Genomic DNA, 21,477 nt, shown 5'->3' with positions numbered 1-21,477 from the left:
CTGATGGCCGATTCCGACCGAGTGGCTGGGCCAAGTTTGCGAAGTCTTCACGAACGTTCAGCCCGCCATCGAAACGTGAGTGTCGGTGAATTCAAGCCCATCGAACGATGTGACGAAAAAATCGTGACCCCAAAACATATCGCTGTCGCTATACCAAAGAGTAACAGTGCTTTTGCCTAATGCTTCGATGGACTTGAGTTGAAAATTTGCGCAAAACTCGTCCTTGGATAAAAGCGGTTTTTCAAAGGGTTTTTTCGAACCGTCATCACGCATAATTTCCCCAAATCTCCAATCGGAGTTATAAGCGTCAAGGCTGTCAGCCGCCAACATTATCCTAGATTTAGCGTCTATGCTCGATAGCGACCTTACAGCCAACTCAGCAAGCGTCAATGCATCGGCCATTGTTGCATCGTCAGGGGCAATATCAATCTCAACAGATAGGCCGTCCTGCATGACATATCCTACCAAGCGTTGCTTCAGAATAGGGTGTGGAACCAATGCACCTAAAAAGGTGTGTTCAATACTTTCCGCCAAACCTAGCTTTAGGGCTGCGGGGTCGCGAATATCGAGAATTTTCTTTAGCCAGTTGAGCATCTTGAATACAGGTGAGCGCTTTGAAAAAATGGAACGTTGGAATTCACTCTGTTCTACTATGCAATAGTCCGTTTATGGCCGTTTGAAGGCATCTGTAAATCAATCGATGGACCACCAAAGCCAGAGCGAGAAGTGACGATTGTCAGAGCGTCGAGCCATTGACAACGTCGTCGCCATATCAGTCCCGCAGTCTTCGAAAACCACGTCTATCTCGTCGAACTTCAAGTCAGAGCAAAGGGCTTGAATCAGCTCCCGTGAGGTCTTGACGAAGACGTCTGATACTTGCTCGAGCATGACCCCATAGTGTCCATGCGCCACCTGGAGGAATTGTGCAAATTCACGAAGCTGCGCATCGGGAAATGAGCTGTGCCCAGTTTTGCTCATTTTTGAGTGAGCTTGATTGGCTGCTTCGGTGTACGTGTACAGCAGTCCGCCCTCAGGATACTCAGCATGCGATAAATCCTGCATTTTCTGTAGGAGTTCCAGCGTTCCTCTACTTAACATTCTCCTCCTTGCTCCACTCTTTGAGATTCATTGCGCTTAAAAAAGTCAATGACTGCTTTTGGCCGAGAGCGGACGAGCTTGCCGGTCGAGCCCAGCTTGCCGCCACGCTCCGCCTCACTAAGCAATTATAGTTCCAAAAAGCAAGAAGCCGGCATGCCAAAGATAGCAATTTCCTATTCTTTTAGCATGCCGGCTCCGGCCGGGCGGGGAGGGCGGCCGCAGCCGCCTTCTATATAGTAGCGCTGCCGCCTAGTCGCGAATCTCCAGCGCCCGGTTCAGGCTCAGCGCCGCAAGCGAGCCGACCGCGCCCGACAGCAGGTACAGGCTGACATAGCCCAGGCCGAAGTTGGCCGACAGCCCCAGCGCCACCAGCGGGGCGAAGCCTGCTCCCACCAGCCAAGCCAGGTCCGACGTCAACGCCGCGCCGGTGTAGCGGTACTTGGCGGCGAAGTTGGCGGTGACGGCGCCGGCGGCTTGTCCATACGACAAGCCCAGCAGCAGGAAGCCGGCCAGGATGAAGATGTTCTGGCCCATCTCGCCGCCATCCATCAGCATCGGCACGAAGCCGCTGAACACGGCGATCATCATGGCCAGTGTGCCCAGGGTGCGGCGGCGGCCGAAGCGGTCGGCGATCAGGCCGGAGGCGACGATGCCGCCGGCGGCGATCACCGCGCCGAGCATCTGCAGGTGCAGGAAGTCGCCGATCGAGCGGCTCGAATACAGGTTGATCCAGGACAGCGGGAACACCGTCACCAGGTGGAACAGGGCGTAGCTGGCCAGCGCGGCCAGCGCGCCGATGACGATGTTGCGGCCCTGCGTATGGCCCATTTCGCTCACGCTGACCGGCTCCAGCTCGCGCTCGTCGAGCAGGTGCGAGTATTCCGGCGTGGACACCAGGCGCAGCCGGGCGAACAGCGCGACCACGTTGATGGCGAAGGCGACGTAGAAGGGATAGCGCCAGCCCCAGTCGAGGAAGTCGACGGCGGACAGGCCCTGCAGCAGGTAGGCGAACAGGCCGGCGGCGATGATGAAGCCGACCGGCGCGCCCAACTGGCCCAGCATGGCGTACCAGCCGCGCTTGTTCTGCGGCGCGTTGAGCGCCAGCAGCGAGGGCAAACCGTCCCAAGAGCCGCCCAGCGCCACGCCCTGGCCGACGCGCAGCACCGACAGCAGCACGATGGCGGCGCCGCCGAGGGTGGCGTAGTTTGGCAGGAAGGCAATGCCGGCGGTGGACACGCCGAGCAGGAACAGCGCCAGGGTCAGCTTGGCCTCGCGGCCGAAGCGTTGTTGGATTTGCATGAAGGCGATGGTGCCGAACGGCCGGGCCAGGAAGGCGAGGGCGAAGATGGCGAAGGAATACAGGGTGCCGTCGAGCCGGCTTTCGTGCGGGAAGAACACCAAGGGGAACACCAGCACCGAAGCGATGGCGTATACAAAGAAGTCGAAATACTCGGAGGCGCGGCCGATGACCACGCCGATGGCGATCTCGCCGGGGGCGATATGGCCGTCGCGGGCGTTGATGTTGCGCGCGCCGCTGCTACTGTTGGAACGGTTGGAGGAAGTGGAAGAGGATGGGGTGGGGGTGCTGCCGTAGCCTGTCGTTGTTGTTGACATAGTATCGTCTCGCTTCGTCTCAAAAGTTTCTTATAGTCGACGCTAGCCCGTAGGTAGGACAAAGTGTCCAATCGCCAGTCTGCGCCGTTGGCATTACAGTAGCATGTTCTCAATCCTCTGTAAGCACATTACCGCATGATTCCTTTGATAGCCCGTCGCGGACTATTCCTCCTCCCATTGCTGTGGCTCGCGGGCTGCAACACTGTGGTGATGAATCCATCCGGCGATATTGCCGCTCAGCAGGGACACTTAATCGTCGTCTCTACGCTGTTGATGCTGTTGATTATTGTTCCTGTGATCGCCCTGACGATATTTTTCGCCTGGCGTTATCGGAAAAGTAATACTGCCGCCAAATATGAACCCGACTGGGATCACTCGACCAAATTGGAACTGGTGATCTGGGGCGCGCCCTTGTTGATCATCATCGCCCTCGGCCTGCTGACCTGGATCAGCACCCACCTGCTCGACCCCTACCGTCCGCTGACGCGTCTGGACGCCAAGCGGCCGCTGGCCGCCGACGTCAAGGTGCTGGAAGTGCAAGTGGTCGCGCTGGACTGGAAATGGTTGTTCATCTATCCGGAGCAGGGCATCGCCACCGTCAACGAGCTGGTGACCCCGGTCGACGTGCCGGTACGCTACAAGATCACCGCTTCGACCGTGATGAACTCGTTCTACATCCCAGCGCTGGCCGGCCAGATCTACGCCATGCCGGGCATGCAGACGACGCTGAACGCGGTCATCAACAAGCCGGGCAACTACGAGGGCTTCTCCGCCAACTACAGCGGCGCCGGTTTCTCGCACATGCGCTTCCAGTACCACGGCGTCAGCCAAAGCGATTTCGACGCCTGGGTCAAAGACACCAAGGCGGCCGGCGGCTCGCTCGACCGCGCCAACTACTTGACGCTGGAAAAGCCGAGCGAACGCGATCCGGTACGCCGCTACGGCGCCATCGATCCCGCGCTGTACGACGCCATCCTGAACCGCTGCGTCGGCGAAGGCGCCGTCTGCATGAACAAGATGATGGCAGCCGATGCCAAACGCGCCAAGCAGCAAGACAACTGCGAGACGCCCGCGCCAACACTTTCGATGAAGAACAATGATGCACGACGAAATTAATTTGACGAAGCTCATCTTCGGCCGGTTGAGCTGGGATGCGATTCCCTACCACGAACCTATCCTGCTGGCGACCTTCTGCATGGTCGCCCTCGGCGGCCTGGCGCTGGTTGGCGCCATGACCTACTTCCGCGTCTGGGGCACCCTGTGGCGCGACTGGATCACCAGCATCGACCACAAGAAGATCGGCATCATGTACATGATCCTCGGTCTGGTCATGCTGCTGCGCGGCTTCACCGACGCGCTGATGATGCGCGCCCAACAGGCGCTGGCCTTCGGCGACCAAGCCGGCTTCCTGCCGCCGCACCACTACGACCAGGTCTTCACCGCCCACGGCGTGATCATGATCTTCTTCGTCGCCATGCCCTTGGTGACCGGCTTCATGAACTACGTGGTGCCGCTGCAGATCGGCGCGCGCGACGTCGCCTTCCCCTTCCTGAACAACTTCAGCTTCTGGATGACCACCTTCGGCGCCATGCTGACCATGGTCTCGCTGTTCGTCGGCGAATTCGCCCGCACCGGCTGGTTGGCCTATCCGCCGCTGTCCGGCATCCTGGCCAGCCCAGACGTCGGGGTGGACTACTACATCTGGTCGCTACAGATCGCCGGGGTCGGCACCTTGCTGTCCGGCGTCAACCTGATCGTCACCATCGTCAAGATGCGCGCGCCGGGCATGACCCTGATGAAAATGCCGGTCTTCACCTGGACCTCGCTGTGCACCAACGTGCTGATCGTCGCCGCCTTCCCGGTGCTGACCGCCGTGCTGGCCATGCTGTCGCTCGACCGCATGTTCGGCACCAACTTCTTCACCAACGACATGGGCGGCAACGCCATGATGTACGTGAACCTGATCTGGATCTGGGGCCACCCCGAGGTCTACATCCTGGTGCTGCCGGTGTTCGGCATCTTCTCGGAAGTCGTTTCGACCTTCTCCAGCAAGCGTCTGTTTGGTTACACCTCGATGGTCTACGCCACCGTGGTCATCACCATCCTGTCCTACCTGGTATGGCTGCACCACTTCTTCACCATGGGTTCCGGCGCCAGCGTCAACTCCTTCTTCGGCATCACCACGATGATCATCTCGATCCCGACCGGCGCCAAGATCTTCAACTGGTTGTTCACCATGTACCGTGGCCGCATCCGCTTCGAGCTGCCGATGATGTGGTCGATCGCCTTCATGATCACCTTCGTCATCGGTGGTATGACCGGCGTGCTGCTGGCCGTGCCGCCAGCCGACTTCGTGCTGCACAACAGCCTGTTCCTGATCGCCCACTTCCACAACGTCATCATCGGCGGCGTGTTGTTCGGTCTGTTCGCGGGTATCAACTACTGGTTCCCTAAGGCCTTCGGCTACAAGCTCGACAGCTACTGGGGCAAATGGTCGTTCTGGCTGTGGGTGATCGGCTTCTACTTCGCCTTCATGCCGCTGTACGTGCTGGGCCTGATGGGCGTGACCCGCCGCATGAGCCACTTCGAAGACCCGTCGCTGCAGATCTGGTTCCAGATCGCCGCCTTCGGCGCCGTGCTGATCGCGCTGGGTATCGCCGCCATGCTGGTGCAGTTCTTTGTCAGCTACCTGCGCCGCGAACAGCTGCGCGACTTCACCGGCGACCCGTGGGACGGCCGCACCCTGGAATGGTCGACCTCGTCGCCACCGCCGGACTACAACTTCGCCTTCACGCCGCAAGTGCATGACAACGACACCTTCGCCGACATGAAGAAGAGCGGCTACAAGCGTCCGGTGAAAGACTTCGTCGCGATCCACATGCCGAAGAACACCTGGGCCGGTTTCGTCATCTCCGCCCTGAGCGCGGCGGTCGGTTTCGCCTTGATCTGGCAAATGTGGCTGTTGGCGGTGGTCGGCTTCGTGGCGACCATGGCGGCGATCATTGTGCATACCTTTAACTACAAACGCGATTACCACATTCCGGTGGACGAAGTTGTCCGCACCGAAAATGCCCGCACCCGCTTGTTGGAAAGCCATGTCTGATATCAAAGTAAGCAACTCCGGCGCCCTGGGCGCCGACCCTAGCGCGCGCTTCTTCGTGCGCGAGCACCATCCGGAAAACGGCACCCTGCTGGGTTTCTGGATCTACCTGATGAGCGATTGCCTGATCTTCGCCTGCCTGTTCGCGACCTATGCCGTACTGGGTCGCAACTACGCCGGCGGTCCTTCGGGCGCCGAGCTGTTCGACCTGCCGCTGGTGGCCCTGAACACGGCCTTCCTGCTGCTGTCGTCGATCACCTACGGCTTCGCCATGCTCGAATCGCAGCGCAAGCGCCTGCGCGCCGCGCTGGTCTGGCTGGGCATCACCGGCCTGTTCGGCGCCGCCTTCCTGTCGCTGGAAATGTACGAGTTCATCCACCTGATCCACGAAGGCGCCGGTCCGCAGCGCAGTGGCTTCCTGACCGCGTTCTTCGCGCTCGTCGGCACCCACGGCCTGCACGTCACCTTCGGCATCGTATGGCTGGTCACGCTGATGTTCCAACTGGGCCGCCACGGTCTGACGGTGGAAAACCAGCGCCGCATGATGTGCCTGTCGATGTTCTGGCACTTCCTGGACGTGATCTGGATCGGCGTCTTCACCTTTGTCTACCTGATGGGAGTGCTGCCATGAGTGAGCATCACAACAACGACGACCACGGCCACGGCCATGGTCACGGTCATGACGACCACGCCGACCACGGCAGCCTGAAAAGCTACGCCGTCGGTTTCCTGCTGTCGGTGATCCTGACCGCCATCCCGTTTTGGCTGGTAATGGCCAAGGTGATCGACAAGTCGAGCACCATGGGTCTGGTACTGCTCGGCTTCGCCGCCGTGCAAGTGGTCGTGCACATGATCTACTTCCTGCACATGAACGCCAAGGCCGAGGGCGGCTGGTCGATGCTGGCCCTGCTGTTCACGGTGATGGTGCTGGTGATTATGCTGGCCGGTTCCATCTGGGTCATGTACCACCTGAACCACAACATGATGCCGGGCATGATGGAACATGACATGCGCAACATGCCATGAGTAAACAGCCGCACGTAAACGAAGGGGGGGCGCCAGGCGCCGCCCGTTCCGGCGCGCTGCGGCTGGCGCTGCTGGCCGGCGCCGTGCTGCTGATCGCGGGGTTTCTCGCGCTCGGCAGCTGGCAGGTGCAGCGCCTGTTCTGGAAGCGGGCGCTGATCGAGCGCGTCGAGCAGCGCGTCCACGCGGCGCCTGCTGCGGCGCCCGGCGCGGCGCGCTGGAACGGCGTCACGGCGGCGACAGACGAATACCGGCACGTTAGCGTGGCCGGTATTTTGCTTTTTGAGGCCAGCGTGCGGACTCAGGCGGTCACCGCGCGGGGCAGCGGCTACTGGCTGCTGACCCCGCTGTGCCAGCAGGACGGCACGGTGGTGCTGGTCAACCGTGGCTTTGTCGAAGCCGCCGCGCCGGCGCCCGCCACGGCCACGCCGGCGCTTGCCTGTCCACCCGGAACAGTGCCCCGTGTTACCATGACGGGCTTGCTGCGCGTCAGCGAGCCGGGCGGCGGGTTCCTGCGCAAGAACGATCCGTCCAAGCAGCGCTGGTATTCGCGCGATGTGCGGGCGATCGCCGCCGCGCAGGGCTTGCAGCGGGTGGCGCCGTATTTCGTCGACGCCGCCGCCGGCCAAGAGCCGGCCAAGGCCGCCGATGGCCAGCGTCCGGTCGGCGGCCTGACCGTGATCGCCTTCCCGGACAGCCATTTGGTGTACGCGCTGACCTGGTTCGCGCTGGCGGCGATGTCGGCGGCGATGCTGTGGTGGTTGCTGCGCGGAGGCGCGCGGCGACAGCGCGACTGATTCATTGTAAAAAGTGTAGATGCCGGTGAAAATGGAAGCAACAAAACAACAGACGGGCATCACGCACACCAAGGCCGCCGCCAGCGTCGAATACGCGGCCGGCCACAAGAACATGGCGCAGCTGATCCAGCTGCGCTGGATCGCCGTGGTCGGCCAGATCATCGCCATCGGCACCGTCATCCTGGTCTTCGACGTCAAGCTGCCGACCGTGCCGATGCTCGAGGTGCTGGCCTGCCTGATCGCCTTCAACATCGCCAGCCAGTTGCGCTGGCACGAACACCGCGAAGTCACCAACGGCGAGCTGTTCCTGGCGCTGCTGGTCGACGTCGCCAGCCTCACCGCCCAGCTCTACCTGAGCGGCGGCACCACCAACCCCTTCGCCTTCGTCTACCTGTTGCAGGTGATCCTCAGCGCCGTGCTGCTCGAGGCCTGGTCGACCTGGACCATCGTCGCCATCGCCATCACCTGCCTGGACGGGCTGGCGGTGTTCGCCAAGCCGCTGGCGCTGCCGCTCGACCACGCCCGTGGCATCGGCAGCCTGTACGTGCAGGGCATGCTGCTGTGCTTCGCGCTGATCGCCGCGCTGCTGGTGGTGTTCATCACCCGCATCATGCGCAACCTGCGCGCCGGCGACGCCCAGCTGGCCGACCTGCGCCAGCGCGCCGCCGAGGAGGAGCACATCGTCCGCATGGGCCTGCTGGCCTCGGGCGCGGCGCACGAGCTGGGCACGCCGCTGGCCACCCTGTCGGTGATCCTGGGCGACTGGAAGCGCATGCCCGAGTTCAGCAAGAACGCCGAGCTGATCGAGGAGATCGGCGAGATGCAGACCCAGCTGTTGCGCTGCAAGTCCATCGTCAGCGGCATTCTGCTGTCGGCCGGCGAGGCGCGCGGCGAGCTGTCGGCCAAGACGACCATCAAACATTTCCTCGACGAGTTGGCGGCCGAGTGGCTGGCCAGCCGGCCGGTGCAGACCTTCGCCTACCAGAACCGCATCGTCCACGACCTGCCGGTGGTGTTCGACTCGGCCCTCAAGCAAACCATCTGCAACCTGCTGGACAACGCGCTGGAGGCCTCGCCGCAATGGCTGAGCCTGGAGGCGACGCGCGACGGCGACACCCTCAACGTGCTGGTCAGCGACGCCGGCCCCGGCTTCGCGCCCGGCATGCTGGCCCAGCTGGGCAAGCCCTACCAGTCGACCAAGGGGCGGCCGGGCGGCGGCCTCGGCCTGTTCCTGGTGGTCAACGTGGCGCGCACCCTGGGCGGTTCGGTGACGGCGCGCAACCGCGCCGAGGGCGGCGCCGCCGTGCGGCTGAGTCTGCCGCTGGCCGCCATCGCCCTGCCGGCGGAGGAGGAGCGCGTCGATGAGTGATCTGTACGAGAACGCCGAGCCGCGCATGCTCTTGCTGGTCGAGGACGACGAGGCCTTCGCCCGCACCCTGGGCCGCTCGTTCGAGCGGCGCGGCTACCGCGTGCTGCTGGCGGCCAACGTCGACGAGGCCAGCGCCATGCTGGTCGACCACGCGCCGGGCTACGCCGTGGTCGACCTGAAGCTGAAGGGCACCTCGTCCGGCCTGGCCTGCGTGCAGATGTTGCACCAGCACGACGCGGCGATGCTGATCGTGGTGCTGACCGGCTTCGCCAGCATCAACACGGCGGTCGAGGCGATCAAGCTGGGCGCCTGCCAGTACCTGGCCAAGCCGTCCAACACCGACGACATCGAGGCCGCCTTCGGCCACGTCGCCGGCGCCGTCGAGCTGGAGATGACCAACCGCTCGACCTCGATCAAGACGCTGGAGTGGGAGCGCATCCACGCCGTGCTGGCCGAGACCGACTTCAACATCTCCGAGGCGGCGCGCCGCCTCGGCCTGCACCGCCGCACCTTGGCGCGCAAGCTGGAGAAGCAGCGCGTCAAATAGCCGCTGGCGGGCTCGGCCTGGCCGTCGTTGCCGACCAGCGCCCCGCTCCCAATTCGATAGTGATTGCGGCGCTGTTGCGCCGTTTTTTGTTATGGGAAGATTATTCTTCGCTGGTGACATTCGGTGAGAATCTGCGTGGAAAACTGAAGCACAATACGATCCATAGAATTTTCATTGTTGCAATAATTTGGCGATGCTGTTTTGTCAGTCCGTTACCAGGCCAGCCCCCATGCACCCTGTTTCGCTGTCATCCTCCAGACTTTCCGCCTTGCCGCGCGGCGCCCGTCCGCGCGCTGTCGCATCGGCGTTCGCCCGACTGTCGCGCCTGCCTCGTTTTCTGTGTTTTCCCCTCGCCCTGGGCTTGGCCGGCTGTAGCGTGCTGTCGCCCGGCGTGCCCAAACTCAAGCTGGGCGACGTGCGCGTGCTGGCCGCGCCGGACGCCAACCGCAACAGCGCGGTGGTGTTCGAGCTGGCCCTGGTGTCCGACCCGGCGCTCGAGCAGCGCCTGATGAACCCGGCCGAGAAATGGTTCGGCGCCGGCGCCGACCTGGCCGCCAGCTATCCGCAGACCCTGCGCGTCTACCACTGCGAGGTGACGCCCGGCCAGGAGCTGGGCCTGCCGCAGCGCCTGTTCGAGGGCCAGCGCGCCTACGCCGTGTTCGTCTTCGCCGACCTGGCCGACGGCGAGCGGCGCGGCCGCATCGAGGGCTGGGGCGAGGGCGGCGCGATCAGTTTCGCCCGCACCGGCTGGAGCCTGACGCCGCGCGACAAGAAGACGCCGGCGCCGCAGCCGCCGCCGCCCATGCGCTGCGACAGCTGAGCGGCTGCGCCGAAAGGCGCCGGCCGCAACGAGCAGCACACCGCAACGTCACCCAGGCTTACTTCGGCAGGACGGGAATCCATGAAATTGAGCACCAACGAGGCTGTGTCGATTCCGATTGACGCCATCAAATGGCACGACGGGCTGCTGCTGGCGCCGGTGCATTTCGAGAAGCTGGCGCAGCGCCACGAGGAGCTGGTGGCCTACCACGTGCGCGCCGCCGCGCCCTACGCCTGGGGCGTGCGCAGCCTCAAGTTCAAACGCGACCGCATCGCCGAGGGCGCGCTGTCGGTGCTCGAGCTGGAGGCGATCATGCCGGACGGCCGCCTGGTCAGCTACCGCGGCAAGCCGGCCGAGGGCGGACGCGGCGCGGCGGCCGGCGGCCAGACCGCGCTGACCCTGAACGTCGGCGCCGAGCAGCTGCGCGCGCTGCGCGAGGGCAGCGTGGCGCGCCACGTGGTCTGCGTGGTGCTGGGCGCCGCCGTCGACCAGCCGGCGCCCGGCAGCGGGCGCGACGAACCGGCCGCGCAGTTCGTCGCGCCCTTCGTCCAGCTGGCCCTGGAGAGCGAGCTGCGGCCGGGCCAGGAGATCTATCTGCCGCTGGCCCACCTGGTCAGCGAGAGCCAACAACTGAAGGTGGCGCCGTTCATCCCGCCGCTGCTCGACATCGCGGTGGCGGCGCCGGACGGCCACGCCTCGCTGCGCGCGCGCGCCGAGGCGCTGCGCGAGCGCCTGGCCGGCACCGAGAGCCGGCTGGTGGCCATGGTGCGCGAGGCGGCCGGCCAGAGCGACGAGCGCTTCGAGCGGCGCGAGCGGCTGCGCAACGTCAGCAGCGCGCTGGCCCAGCTGCGCGCCCTGCTGGGGCTGGGCGTGGTGGCGCCGGCCCAGCTGTATCTGACGCTGGGCGGCATGCTCGGCCCGCTGGGCATGCTGCGCGAACTGGAGGAGCTCGACGAGGCGGGCGAGTTGAACCAGGCCTCGCAGGACTTGGCCGACTACCGCCACGACGATCCCGAGAGCACCTTCGTCGAGCTGCTGCGGCAGATCGGCGGCCTGCTCGACCTGCTGGCGCAGCGCTACAGCACGCTGTTGTTCGAGCACGACGGCGTATCCTTCCGCCGCCCGCTGGGCGTGGCCGAGCTGGAGGGCTGGCCCAGCACGCCGCTGAGCGGCGGCGAGGCCAGCGCGCCGGTGCTGCTGCTGCGCCTGCGCGGCCTGAGCGGCGCCCAGGCGCAGCGCTGGCTGGCCTCGGCGGTGATCGCCTCGGCGCAGCCGCTGCGCGGCGTGCGCGAGCGGCGCGGCCTGGGCACGCGGCGCTACCGCGTCGCCGACGACGGCCTGCTGCACGCGCTGGTCGAGGAGGGCGGCATCGTGCCGCCGCCGCAGGCCAGCATCGAGGCGCAGGGGCTGCGCTCGTCGAACAGCTGCCTGCTGGCCCTGCAGATCGATCCCGAGCTGGTGCAGGCCGGCCAGGCGCTGGTGCTGCAGGGGCCGGTCGAGTCGGGGCCGAGCGAGATCATGCTGCTGGTGGCGCGCGAGGATGGCGCCGCCACCGCCGCTTCCCATTCGGGCCGGACGTGATGGCTGCCGACAGCCCCATGCCGCCCAGCGACAGCCTGCTCAGCGAGCAGCTGCTGGCCTTCCACACCGAACTGGTGGCGCTGCGCCGGCAGTTGTCGGAGCAGGTCGAGCCGGGCGACCAGGGCCTGGCGCTGGCCAAGTTGAGCGAGCTGCTGCGCGGCCAGCTGGACTGGCAGAGCGCGCAGGCGGTCGGCCAGGGCGGCCGCTTCGTCCACGAGTACGAACTGGAGGCGCGCTATTTGAAGGTGGCGCTGGCCGACGAGATGCTGATCGGCCTGACCGACTGGCCGCTGCGCGACGAGTGGGTCGCCTGTCCGCTCGAGCAACAGCTGTTCGGCACGCGCAGCGCCGGCGAGCGCGTCTTCGACCGCATCGAGCGTTTGCTGCGCGAGGCCCAGCCGGCGCGGCGCGACATGGCGCAGCAGTACCTGCTGGCCCTGTCGATGGGCTTCCAGGGCCGCTACCGGGGCGGCGGCCGGCCGCAGGAGGTGCTGCAGAAGTGGCGCCTCGACCTGTACCGTTTCATCGCCGGCGGCCCGCCGGACGAGGCCATGCTGCCCGGCCGCGAGGAGGACTTCCACGACCTGGGCCGGCGCCTGATGCCGCAGGCCTACGCCCACACCGCCAGCGACGCGCCCTTGCAGCGCCTGCCCAGTCCGCGCCGCTGGATGATCGTGTTCGTGCTGTTGGCGCTGGCGCTGCTGCTGGCCTCGCAGTGGATCTGGCATGCCGGCACGGCGCCGCTGAGCGAGCATTTCGAGCGCTCGACGGCGCAGCGGAGCGCGCCATGACGCCGGCCGCCGCCAAGGACGGCAGCGCGCTGCTGGTGGCCGGCGTGCTGCTGGTGCTGCTGCTGGCGCTGTGCCTCGGGCTGTTCTTCTACGTGCTGCGGACGGCGCGCCGGCGCGCCGCCGCAGCGCCCGCCGACGCCGCCGCCGGCGCTGCCGCCGGCGCGGCCGCGACGGAGGCCGCGCCGGCCGCGGCCGACACGCTGGCGGCGCGGCTCGACCAGGCGCTCGACGCCGCCTTCGCCTCGGCGCGCGAATGGGTCAGCAGCGGCCGCTCGAACGAGGAGGTGCCGCTGGTCTGGCTGGCCGGCGAAGCCGGCTCCGGCAAGTCCTCGTTGCTGCGCATGGCCGACGGCGGCGACGACGCCGGCCAGGGCGTGCTCAGCTGGCACCGCCTGCCGCAGGGCTGGGTGTTGGAGACCGACGCCAGCTTCCTGGGCCTGGACGACAGGGCCGGCGCGCCCGGCTGGCGCGCGCTGGCCGAGAAGCTGCAACGCAACCGGCCGCGCCGGCCGCTCGACGCCGTGCTGCTGACCCTGCCGGCCGACTCCCTGCTGGGCCAGGACGCCTGGCCGCTGGCCGAGGTGGAGCGGCGCGCCGCGCTGGTGCAGCAAAGCCTGGCCGAGATGCAAAGCCTGCTCGGCCTGCGCCTGCCGGTGTACCTGCTGATCACCCGCGCCGACGCGCTGACCGGCTTCGGCGCCTTCGCCGAGTCGCTGCCGCCGGGGCTGCGCCAGGCCATGCTGGGCTGGTCCAACCCGCAGCAGCTGGAGGCCGCCTTCAGCCCCGACTGGGGCCGCGACGCCTTCGCCGCGCTGCGCCGGCAGGTCTGCGCGCTGCAGGCCGAGCTGCTGGCGGCGGGCCGGCCGCCGGCCGACAGCGACAGCTTCTTCCAACTGCCCGGCCAGGTCGACCGGCTGGGCGGACCGGTCGGCGCCTACCTGGCGCGGCTGATGGGCGTCTCGGCGCACGGCGAGGCGCCGCTGCTGCGCGGCGTCTACCTGTGTGGCGACCCGGCCGCCGCGCCCGGCCGCGCCGAGCCGCTGTTCATCCGCGACCTGCTGGCCTTCAAGGTCTTCCCCGAACGCGCGCTGGCGCGGCCGCTGCGCGGCCAGCACCTGTCGCGCGACAAGCGGGTGCGCCGCTGGGTCGCCGCCAGCGCCGCCCTGGCCCTGCTGTGGGGCGGCGCGCTGCTGTGGGCGGCGCTCGACCTGCGCGGCCGCGCCGACGCGCTGCTGGCCACGCTGGGCCGCATCGAGCAGGAGCAGCGCATCCGCAGCGACGACGTGGCCAAGTACGGCGCGCTGCCGTTCACCTGGTACCAGTCGGCGGCGCAGGGCCTGATGGATTCGATGCTGAGCCACGACGACAGCCTGGTCTACCTGGCCATCCCGGCCTCCTGGCACTGGCCCGGCCGGCAGGGGCTGGACGAGCGCATCGACCAGCGCTTCACCGAGGGCTTGGAGAACATCGTGCTGCGCACGCTGGCCAAGGGACTGAACCTGCAGGCGGTGGCGCTGAGCGGGGTCGGCCACGACGCCGTCTCGACCGAATTGACCGGCACGCCGTCCTGCGAGCTGGCGCCGCTGGCCTCGGGCGGCGCCGCCAGCGTGCTGCTCAGCGACAGCCCGTCCTTCGCCGCGCTGCGCCGCTTCGTCGACGGCACGGTGACGTTCGAGCAGTGGCAGGCCCGCTTCGAGCGCCTGCAGAACAAGGACGAGGGCACCATCGAGGAACTGGGCCACCTGGGCGCCTACACCAAGGCCTACACGCTGCGGCCGGATCAGCATCCCGAGCACCACCGCTATCTGCACGAGGCGCTGCGCGGCGCCGGCATGGAGCAGAAGCTGGCGCCGCGCGGCGCCTACGAGGCCAGCATGGTGTGCGCCTTCCGCCTCAACAGCGAGCGCTTCCTGGCGCAGACGCTGGACGAGCACCGCGCGCTGCAGCTGGCCGTGTCGGTCGACCAGGAGCTGCGCAGCGGCATCGGCCAGGCCGACGGCCACCGCTTCGACCAGCTGCAACGCCAGTTGCACGAGCTGGGCCGCTGGCTCGGCGCGCCCGGCACGCGCTGGCTGTCCGGCCAGGAGGGCGACTTCGGCAAACCTTACGCCGCGCTGCTCGAGCAGGTCGGCAAATCGGCCATGCTGGGGCCGCAGGCGGCGCACGCGCTGCGCGAGGAGACGCAGAAGCGGGTGCTGGCGCTCGAGCAGCGCCTGCTGGCGGCCGGCGGCGACAGCCCGGTGCTGCAGCGCGGCAGCGACGGCGGCAAGCTCGAGCTGGTGCCCGAGGTGGCGCACATGGAGGCCGGCCTGGGCGCGCTGCTCAAACAGCCGTTCATGCAGCTGTCGCCCGGCGCGGTGGCGGGCGCGGCGGGCGAGGGCGCGGCCGGCGACGGCGGCGCGGGCCTGGTGACCTGGGACATGAACGTGCTCAACCGCACGCTGCTGATGGTGGCCGAGCAGCGCGCCTACATGGGCCGGGTGCTGGCCGGCTTCCCCTTCCAGTTCCAGGCCGAGCTGCAAAGCGTGGCCGACCAGCGCCTGGCCGCCAACCTGCTGGCCGGCGTGGCGCTGGCGCGTTCGCGCACCAGCGACCCGCAGGAGGCCTGGCAGCGCCTGGGCCAGTCGCAAAAACTGCTCACCGCGCTGCTCGACGCGGTGCGCAGCCAGGGCAGCCCGGCGCAGTACCGCGGCATGGCCGACAAGCTGGCGCAGCAGGCCGCCGCCGGCCTGCGCTGGCTGCAGGGCGACTTCCAGGCCGGCGCGCCGTACCGGCCGCGCGAGGGCGGCTTCAACTGGTGGCAGGGCAGCCCGAACCCGGCCGCGCAGGGCTTCGCCGGCGGCCAGGCCGCCGCGCTGGAGGAGTACCTCCTCAACCAGCATGCCCAGTTGGAAAACAGCGTCAAGCTGGCGCAACCGCTGTTGCGCCTGCTCGAATCGGCCGACGCCGGCGCCGCCGAGGCGGCCGCCACGGCCAGCGGCCACGGCGGCATCGCCGACTACTGGCGCGGCCTGGCGGCCGAACTGGCGCGCTTCCAGTCCAAGCACCCCAACTCGCGCATCACCCAGCTCGACAACTACATCCGTGGCGAGCTGGCCGAGACCGACCTGCAGAACTGCAGCGGCCGCAGCGGCGCCGTGTTCGCCAGCGGCGCCAACGACTTCTTCGCGCTGCGCGGGCGCATGCTGGCCAGCCAGATGGCGGTGCGCTGCCAGGAGCTGGTGCGCGGCGGCGCCGTCACCGCCTACCAGAGCCTGAGCGCGGCGTTCCGCCAAAACCTGGCCGGCCGCTTCCCCTTCGCCGACGTCGGCCACGAGGGCGAGACGGCCGACATCGACGACGTCGCCACCTTCTTCCGCAGCGTCGACCGCTACGCCGCCGCCGCCGCGCGCCAGCCGCCCGACGCGCGGGCGCGCGACTTCGTCGGCGCCGCCGAGCGGGCGCGCACCCTGCTGGCGCCGCTGCTGGCGCCGGCCGACGGCGGCGACGCGCCCGGCTACGAGATCAGCGTGCGCTTCCGCGTCAACGAGCGCGGCGAAAGCGACGGCAACAACCAGCTGCGCGGCGAGTTGGAGGGCAACCGCATCGTCGACTGGACGCTGCAAAGCGGCGAACGCAGCGTCTCCTGGCACAGCGGCACGGCCGGCGCGGTGCAAACGCTGCCCTGGCGCCTGGGCATGCCGCTGGTGCTGACCCTGCGCTGGGCCGAGAACACGCCCACCTTGCCCTACCGCGACGGCCGCGACCTGCGCATGAGCGTGCAGGGGCGCGACGTGGTGTACCGCTTCAACGAGCCGTGGTCCCTGCTGCGCCTGCTGGCGGGCTACCGCGTGGCGCCGCCGGCCGGCACCGCGCCGCGCTACGAGACGCTGCGCTTCGAGATCCCGACCGCGCCGCAGGCGGCCGGCGCCACCGTGGCGGCGGCGCGGGCGCGCGTCTTCATGCGCCTGGCGCTGAGCCCGGCGGGCAAGAAGGAGGCGTTGGCGTATTCCCAGTTGCCGGTCGACGCGCCGGTGTCCGACAATCTTGAACAGGTTCGCAATGTGCAGATGCGCGAGGCCATGATGAACACTCCCCCGCCCGGCGGTGCGCGATGAGCGCCGCCCTGATGCCCGACGGCCTGGCCGCGCTGCTGCTGCCCATTTCGCCGCAGGCGCCCTGCGGCGTGCCCAAGCCCGGCGACGGCATCTTCCAAAAGATCGCCGAGGCGGCCCGCGAGGACGACGCCAATCTGCCGCAGGGCATCTGGGAGCAGCCGCACAAGCGGGCCGACTGGAGCCTGGTCGAGCAGCTCTGCGCCGACACGCTGGTCAACAGCGTGAAGTGGACCTGCGCATCGTCGCCTGGCTGGCCGAGGCCTGGCTGCGCCAGCGCGGCCTGGAGTGCCTGGTCGACGGCGCCCGGCTGCTGCAGGCCAGCCTTGAACAATACTGGGACGGCCTGTACCCGCTGGCGGAGGACGGCGACCTCGACGCCCGGCTGGCCGCGCTCGAATGGTTCGACCGCCACATGGCGCAGGCGCTGGGCGGCGTGCAGATCGCCGCCGGCGCCTCGCCGGCCGGGCGCCTGTTCACGCTGGCCGAGTGGGCGCTGGTGCTGCGCCACGAACGCCAGGGCGCCCAGGCGGCCGGCGCGCGGCGCGGCGCCACGCCGGCGCCGGGCGACGGCAAGGAGCTGACCCGGCAGCACTTCAACACGGCGGTGGCGATGACGCCGGCGCACTTCTACCAGGTGCTGCAACAGCAGCTGCTGGCCACGGTGGCGGCGCTGGAGGCGTTGACGCAGGCGCTGGCGGCGCGCCTGGCCGCGCAGGCGCCGCGCCTGGCCGCCATCGAGGGCCGCCTGGCCGAGTGCTACCAGGCCTTGCAGGAGCTGGCCGGCCTGTCCTGGGAGGCGGCGCCGGAGCCGGACGAGGACGACGCCGCCTGGCCCGGCGAGGACGGCGGCCACGGCATGGAGCGCAGGTTGGCGCAGGAGGAGGACCGGCGCCAGGCGCGCGGCCGCGCCAACGCCGGCGCGCCGCGCAGCCGCGACGAGGCCTACCAGCGGCTGGAGGAGGCGGCCGACTACCTGCTGCGCACCGAGCCGCACAGCCCGGTGCCCTACCTGGTCAAGCGCGCGGTGGGCTGGGGCGGCATGCCGCTGGCCGAGCTGCTGCAGGAGCTGATGGACAACGAGAGCGATTTGAAACAGATCTACCGGCTGCTGGGCACCCATGGACGCTAGGGCGCCGAGCATTTTCGCGCCGGCGTCGGCGCTGCTGCAACGCCGCGAGGCGCCGGCCGCGCCGCAGCAGGGCCTGGGCCGGGGGCCGGCGGCGGGGCGGCCGGGCCGGCGCGGCCGCAGCAGCAGCGCCTGTATCCGAACCTGCGGCCGGTCGGGCTGGACCCGAACGCGCGGGAGCAGGCTTTTTCGCTGCACGAGTGGTACGGCAGCTACGGCATGCGCGGCAGCGGAGGGCGCGGCCTGTATGTGCCCAACGCGCGCTACGTCTTCGTGCGCACGCAGGGCGGCGAGACCTTGCTGCATCCGCGCCTGCGCCATCCGGCCTTGGCGCAGGGCGAGCCGGTGCGCTACGCCGGCGAGGCGTATTTCGAGAGCGGCGCGCTGCGCTGGTGGAGCAACGCCTCGGGCCACTACCGGCCCGACCCGCAGCACGCGCCGCAGGCCGGTTTGCCGATGGCGCTGTTCCGCAGCTGGGACGACGTGGTGCGGCGCGGCGCCCGGCCGGCGCCGGCGCGGGGCAAGTGAGGGCGGCGCCGCCGGCGGCCGTTTGTGGTTGGTGCTGTTGTCGTACTGGTTTGGTTTGCGTACCTGTTGTGCCTTCGTATCCGGCGCCGGCGCCTGTTCCGACGCTCCTGTCCACCTGTCTAAAAGGAGTTTGCGATGTCTAGCGAAAGCAGTCAAAAGTGGTTAGAACGGAACCGCCCGCCGCGCGTGCAGATCTGCTACGAGGTCGAGACCGGCGGCGCGCTGAAGAAGCGCGAATTGCCGCTGGTGGTCGGCATATTGGCCAACCTGGAGGGGCGCGACGACAGCCTGGTGCGCAAGCTGGCCGATCAGCGCTTCATCGAAATCGACCGCGACAACTTCGACGGCGTGATGGAGAAGGTGCAGCCGGAGCTGGTCTTTGGCGAGTTCAAGACCCGCCCCGGCATCGCCACCGGCAAGATCGCCTTCACCAAACTCGACCACTTCGAGCCCGGTTACCTGGTCGAGCACGTCGACGGCCTCAAGGAGCTGTACGGCCAACGCCAGCGCCTGCGCGACCTGATGGCCAAGATCGACGGCAACCGCGACCTGCACGACGCCCTGACCTCCGAACTGGACAAGACGTCCGGCCAGTTCGGCGGCTGGGTCGAGGCGGCCAAGCCGGGCGACAAGGATGCCGCGGGCGGCGCGACAGATCCCGCCGGCCTGACGCCGGAGGCGCTGGCCGCGCTGGCGCCGGAGGCCCTCGAAGGCCGCCAGCGACGAGCAGCTCAAGGCGCTCAGCGCGGAGCAGAAGGCCGCCCTGACCGAGGCGCAGAAGGCCGCCCTGAGCGATGAACAACGGACGCTGCTCGGCTAAGCCGGCAGCCCCCACCGCACATACAGGACGCCGTGGCGTCCGCGAGGAGAATTGAGATGGCAGACGAAGTGGTAGACAACAAGACCGGCACCATCAGCGCGGCCAGCAAGGCCGTGCTGGACAAGATCATCAAGGACAGCAAGATGGTGCTGGACCCGAACAACAGCGAGGCGATGGACGCCGCCGCCCACATGCTGCGCGAATTCGCCCAGCAGGCGGCGGCCAACAAGATCAAGGCCGACGAGAAGAAGGGCATCCTGAAGGCGCTGGGCGACGCCGTCGCCAGGCTCGACGAGGAGCTCACCCGCGGCCTCAACGAGTTGATGCACGCGCCCGAGTTCCAACGGCTCGAGAGCACCTGGCGCGGCCTGCACGGCCTGGTCAAGAACAGCGAGACGGGCGAGCGGCTCAAGCTGCGCCTGCTCAACACCAACAAGGGCGACCTGTTCGACGACCTGACCAAGGCGGTCGACGTCGACCAGAGCCAGTTGTTCAAGAAGATCTACGAGGAGGAGTACGGCACCTACGGCGGCGCGCCCTACAGCATGCTGGTGGCCGACCTGAGCATCGGCCGCAACCCGTCCGACATGATCCTGGTGAAGGAGCTGGCGCGGGTGGCGGCGATGGCCCACGCGCCGCTGATCGCGGCGGCCGACCCGGCGCTGTTCGACCTGGCCAGCTTCACCGACCTGGGCAAGCCGCGCGACCTGTCGAAGACCTTCGAGGCGGTCGACGCGGCCGAATGGCGCGCCTTCCGCAACAGCGAGGACTCGCGCTACGTCGCGCTGACCCTGCCGCGCTACCTGCTGCGCCTGCCCTACGGCGAAAAAACCCGCAAGGTGACCCAGTTCACCTTCGAGGAGTTCGGCGCCTTCAACTGGCGCGTCGACGACGACGGCGAGGCGGTGGCGCCGAGCGACCCGGACCAGACCAAGCGGCACGACGCCTACCTGTGGGGCAATTCGGCCTACCTGCTGGCGCAGCGCGTCACCGCCGCCTTCGCCCGCTACGGCTGGTCGGCGGCGATCCGCGGCGTCGAGGGCGGCGGCGCGGTGGAGGGGTGCCGGTGCACACCTTCAACACCGGCGAGGGCGACCTGGTGATGAAATGTCCGACCGAGGTGACCATCACCGACCGCCGCGAGAAGGAGCTCAACGACCTGGGCTTCATCGCCGTGGTGCACAAGAAGAACGAGAACGTCGCCGCCTTCTTCGGCGGCCAGACCGTCAACAAGCCGATCAGCTACAACCTGGCGCTGGCCAACGCCAACGCCGCGCTGTCGTCGAAGCTGCCGTGCATGCTGGCGGCCTCGCGCTTCGCCCACTACATCAAGGTGATCATGCGCGACAAGATCGGCAGCTTCGCCTCGCGCGACAACGTCGAGACCTTCCTCAACAACTGGATCGCCGACTACGTGCTGGTCAACGACAACGCCTCGCAGTCGCTGAAGGCGCAGTTCCCGCTGCGCGAGGCGCGCATCGACGTCACCGAGGGACCCGGCCAAGCCCGGCGTGTACAAGGCGACGGTGTTCCTGCGGCCGCACTTCCAGCTCGAGGAGCTGACCGCCTCGATCCGCATGGTGGCCTCGCTGCCGGCGCCGGTGGGCGGCTAGCGCGGTCGTCGATTGACCAGGCCGGGCGCGGCGCCGCCGCGTCCGACATTCAAACTTGGGGAGAACTGACGTGGATGTGATTATTTTGGAAATGCCGGGCGTCGATGGCGAATGCCTGTTGAAAGACTATGTGAGCAAGATCGAGTGCCTGTCCTTCAGTCACGCGGTGGCGATGCAGATGACCAGCGACGTCAGCAACAAGGAGCGCACCTCGGGCAAGCCGAACGTGCAGGACTTCACGCTGTCGAAGTACATGGACAAGTCCTCGCCGGTGCTCAACCAGGCCTGCTGCGAGGGCCGCAAGATCGGCGACTGCAAGGTCACCATCGGCCGCAACGAGAGCGGGCTGGTGATGCCGATGATGGTCTACACGCTGAAGGACGCGATGATCTCCAGCGTCAGCGCGGCCTCGTCCGGCGGCGACAAGCCGGCCGAGACCTTGACCCTGAACTTCACCGCCATCCAGTGGGACTACACGGCGCAAAAGCCCGACTCGACGAAAGAGGGCAACGCCGGCGGCAAGTGGGACATGAAGACCAACAACGCGGGCTAG

18 protein-coding genes and 2 pseudogenes are annotated in these 21,477 nt (G+C 67.7%); 17 read left to right on the top strand and 3 right to left on the bottom strand.

Annotated features, from left to right (window positions below; translation table 11 throughout):
- Nucleotides 1–57: 57 nt before the first annotated feature.
- From QC826_RS15375 to QC826_RS15365, 3 genes are all read right to left on the bottom strand, one after another.
- Complete coding sequence (locus tag QC826_RS15375; protein WP_279761381.1) at nt 58–594, bottom strand: DUF2262 domain-containing protein; 537 nt, start codon at nt 592–594, stop codon at nt 58–60.
- A 99-nt stretch (nt 595–693) separates the two neighbouring features.
- Nucleotides 694–1,098: a hypothetical protein gene (locus tag QC826_RS15370; protein WP_279761379.1), complete on the bottom strand. Its 405-nt coding sequence runs from the start codon at nt 1,096–1,098 to the stop codon at nt 694–696.
- A gap of 249 nt (nt 1,099–1,347) precedes the next feature.
- Entirely contained in the window at nt 1,348–2,712 is a 1,365-nt protein-coding gene (locus QC826_RS15365; protein WP_279761377.1) for an MFS transporter, read from the bottom strand.
- A 135-nt stretch (nt 2,713–2,847) separates the two neighbouring features.
- Here QC826_RS15365 and cyoA point away from each other — a divergent pair, with 135 nt between their 5' ends.
- The 17 genes and pseudogenes from cyoA to QC826_RS15280 all read left to right on the top strand — a co-directional run bounded on the left by cyoA (nt 2,848) and on the right by QC826_RS15280 (nt 21,477).
- Nucleotides 2,848–3,828 carry a ubiquinol oxidase subunit II gene (gene cyoA / locus QC826_RS15360; RefSeq protein ID WP_093390729.1) on the top strand — a complete coding sequence of 327 codons (981 nt, stop codon included), beginning with the start codon at nt 2,848–2,850 and terminating at the stop codon, nt 3,826–3,828.
- Nucleotides 3,812–5,815 carry a cytochrome o ubiquinol oxidase subunit I gene (gene cyoB, locus QC826_RS15355; protein WP_279766498.1) on the top strand — a complete coding sequence of 668 codons (2,004 nt, stop codon included), beginning with the start codon at nt 3,812–3,814 and terminating at the stop codon, nt 5,813–5,815. The genes cyoA and cyoB overlap by 17 nt, the downstream gene beginning before the upstream one ends.
- A complete protein-coding gene (cyoC, locus tag QC826_RS15350) occupies nt 5,808–6,443 on the top strand; it encodes a cytochrome o ubiquinol oxidase subunit III (protein WP_279761373.1) in 636 nt (211 codons plus the stop codon). Before cyoB ends, cyoC begins: the two co-directional genes overlap by 8 nt.
- Nucleotides 6,440–6,838, top strand: coding sequence for a cytochrome o ubiquinol oxidase subunit IV (gene cyoD, locus QC826_RS15345; protein WP_279761371.1), 399 nt, complete (start codon nt 6,440–6,442; stop codon nt 6,836–6,838). The genes cyoC and cyoD overlap by 4 nt, the downstream gene beginning before the upstream one ends.
- On the top strand, nt 6,835–7,632 hold the full coding sequence (locus QC826_RS15340; RefSeq protein WP_279761369.1) for an SURF1 family protein: 798 nt from the start codon (nt 6,835–6,837) through the stop codon (nt 7,630–7,632). The genes cyoD and QC826_RS15340 overlap by 4 nt, the downstream gene beginning before the upstream one ends.
- Before the next feature lie 31 nt (nt 7,633–7,663).
- Complete coding sequence (locus tag QC826_RS15335) at nt 7,664–9,001, top strand: ATP-binding protein (protein ID WP_279761367.1); 1,338 nt, start codon at nt 7,664–7,666, stop codon at nt 8,999–9,001.
- Nucleotides 8,994–9,548, top strand: a complete 555-nt coding sequence (locus tag QC826_RS15330; RefSeq protein ID WP_279761365.1) for a response regulator transcription factor — start codon at nt 8,994–8,996, stop codon at nt 9,546–9,548. The genes QC826_RS15335 and QC826_RS15330 overlap by 8 nt, the downstream gene beginning before the upstream one ends.
- 376 nt (nt 9,549–9,924) lie before the next feature.
- Entirely contained in the window at nt 9,925–10,368 is a 444-nt protein-coding gene (locus tag QC826_RS15325; RefSeq protein WP_279761364.1) for a hypothetical protein, read from the top strand.
- Between the two features lie 81 nt (nt 10,369–10,449).
- Nucleotides 10,450–11,949, top strand: coding sequence for a type VI secretion system baseplate subunit TssK (gene tssK, locus QC826_RS15320; protein WP_279761362.1), 1,500 nt, complete (start codon nt 10,450–10,452; stop codon nt 11,947–11,949).
- Nucleotides 11,949–12,740, top strand: coding sequence for a DotU family type IV/VI secretion system protein (locus QC826_RS15315; RefSeq protein WP_279761360.1), 792 nt, complete (start codon nt 11,949–11,951; stop codon nt 12,738–12,740). Before tssK ends, QC826_RS15315 begins: the two co-directional genes overlap by 1 nt.
- Nucleotides 12,737–16,837: a type VI secretion system protein gene (locus QC826_RS15310; RefSeq protein WP_279761359.1), complete on the top strand. Its 4,101-nt coding sequence runs from the start codon at nt 12,737–12,739 to the stop codon at nt 16,835–16,837. Before QC826_RS15315 ends, QC826_RS15310 begins: the two co-directional genes overlap by 4 nt.
- A pseudogene (locus QC826_RS31665) lies at nt 16,834–17,040 on the top strand (type VI secretion system ImpA family N-terminal domain-containing protein); the annotation flags it as partial. The gene QC826_RS15310 and the pseudogene QC826_RS31665, both read left to right, overlap by 4 nt.
- 23 nt (nt 17,041–17,063) lie before the next feature.
- Nucleotides 17,064–17,966, top strand: coding sequence for a type VI secretion system protein TssA (gene tssA, locus QC826_RS15305; protein WP_279761357.1), 903 nt, complete (start codon nt 17,064–17,066; stop codon nt 17,964–17,966).
- Nucleotides 17,967–18,182: 216 nt separating this feature from the next.
- Nucleotides 18,183–18,491 (top strand): hypothetical protein, encoded by a 309-nt coding sequence (locus QC826_RS15300; protein ID WP_279761356.1) that lies wholly within the window; start codon nt 18,183–18,185, stop codon nt 18,489–18,491.
- A 135-nt stretch (nt 18,492–18,626) separates the two neighbouring features.
- Nucleotides 18,627–19,289 (top strand): type VI secretion system contractile sheath small subunit, encoded by a 663-nt coding sequence (gene tssB / locus QC826_RS15295; RefSeq protein ID WP_279761354.1) that lies wholly within the window; start codon nt 18,627–18,629, stop codon nt 19,287–19,289.
- Between the two features lie 78 nt (nt 19,290–19,367).
- Nucleotides 19,368–20,924, top strand: a pseudogene (gene tssC, locus QC826_RS15290) (type VI secretion system contractile sheath large subunit).
- A gap of 70 nt (nt 20,925–20,994) precedes the next feature.
- The gene (locus QC826_RS15280) at nt 20,995–21,477 is read left to right on the top strand and encodes an Hcp family type VI secretion system effector (RefSeq protein WP_093390716.1); all 483 of its coding nucleotides are present in this window, start codon (nt 20,995–20,997) and stop codon (nt 21,475–21,477) included.

Origin of the sequence: Rugamonas sp. DEMB1 (genome assembly GCF_029834475.1) — a bacterium.
Lineage (GTDB): Bacteria > Pseudomonadota > Gammaproteobacteria > Burkholderiales > Burkholderiaceae_D > Rugamonas > Rugamonas rubra.
Note: the sequence above shows the minus strand (reverse complement) of the source record. Positions and strands in the feature narration are given on the sequence as shown.

Bases quoted from the DNA above. Each gene is read 5' to 3' on its own strand.
- QC826_RS15375 (WP_279761381.1), bottom strand. From the start codon at position 594: ATGCTCAACTGGCTAAAGAAAATTCTCGATATTCGCGACCCCGCAGCC.
- QC826_RS15370 (WP_279761379.1), bottom strand. From the start codon at position 1,098: ATGTTAAGTAGAGGAACGCTGGAACTCCTACAGAAAATGCAGGATTTA.
- QC826_RS15365 (WP_279761377.1), bottom strand. From the start codon at position 2,712: ATGTCAACAACAACGACAGGCTACGGCAGCACCCCCACCCCATCCTCT.
- cyoA (WP_093390729.1), top strand. From the start codon at position 2,848: ATGATTCCTTTGATAGCCCGTCGCGGACTATTCCTCCTCCCATTGCTG.
- cyoB (WP_279766498.1), top strand. From the start codon at position 3,812: ATGCACGACGAAATTAATTTGACGAAGCTCATCTTCGGCCGGTTGAGC.
- cyoC (WP_279761373.1), top strand. From the start codon at position 5,808: ATGTCTGATATCAAAGTAAGCAACTCCGGCGCCCTGGGCGCCGACCCT.
- cyoD (WP_279761371.1), top strand. From the start codon at position 6,440: ATGAGTGAGCATCACAACAACGACGACCACGGCCACGGCCATGGTCAC.
- QC826_RS15340 (WP_279761369.1), top strand. From the start codon at position 6,835: ATGAGTAAACAGCCGCACGTAAACGAAGGGGGGGCGCCAGGCGCCGCC.
- QC826_RS15335 (WP_279761367.1), top strand. From the start codon at position 7,664: ATGGAAGCAACAAAACAACAGACGGGCATCACGCACACCAAGGCCGCC.
- QC826_RS15330 (WP_279761365.1), top strand. From the start codon at position 8,994: ATGAGTGATCTGTACGAGAACGCCGAGCCGCGCATGCTCTTGCTGGTC.
- tssK (WP_279761362.1), top strand. From the start codon at position 10,450: ATGAAATTGAGCACCAACGAGGCTGTGTCGATTCCGATTGACGCCATC.
- QC826_RS15315 (WP_279761360.1), top strand. From the start codon at position 11,949: ATGGCTGCCGACAGCCCCATGCCGCCCAGCGACAGCCTGCTCAGCGAG.
- QC826_RS15310 (WP_279761359.1), top strand. From the start codon at position 12,737: ATGACGCCGGCCGCCGCCAAGGACGGCAGCGCGCTGCTGGTGGCCGGC.
- QC826_RS15300 (WP_279761356.1), top strand. From the start codon at position 18,183: ATGCGCGGCAGCGGAGGGCGCGGCCTGTATGTGCCCAACGCGCGCTAC.
- tssB (WP_279761354.1), top strand. From the start codon at position 18,627: ATGTCTAGCGAAAGCAGTCAAAAGTGGTTAGAACGGAACCGCCCGCCG.